Here is a 238-nt window from a genome sequence, read left to right as displayed (position 1 = left end):
CTGAATGATCATCGGGAGCGCTTCCACAATGCCAGTAATCAGCGTGTTAATGATCTGCGGGAGCATCTCAATGAGCATAGGGAGCGCACTGAGCACGCCATCAACGAGGCCTTTCAGAAGCGTGAGCCCAGACTGGATGAGCAACGGGATCTGCTGGACCAAGCCCAGCACTAGAGTCAACACTGCCTGCACTGCGAGCGGAATCAGCGTGGGCAGCGCTGCCGACAGGCCAGTGACC

The 238-nt window shown here is 58.0% G+C and carries 1 protein-coding gene; it reads right to left on the bottom strand.

Features of this window, described 5'->3' with window-relative positions:
- A partial coding sequence (locus QP381_RS09435) for a hypothetical protein (RefSeq protein WP_285068783.1) occupies window positions 1–238 on the bottom strand: 238 nt, incomplete at both ends.

The sequence above is a fragment of the Pauljensenia sp. UMB6358 genome, assembly GCF_030216865.1.
Classification (GTDB): domain Bacteria; phylum Actinomycetota; class Actinomycetes; order Actinomycetales; family Actinomycetaceae; genus Pauljensenia; species Pauljensenia turicensis_A.
This window is presented reverse-complemented; position numbering and strand designations above follow the sequence as displayed.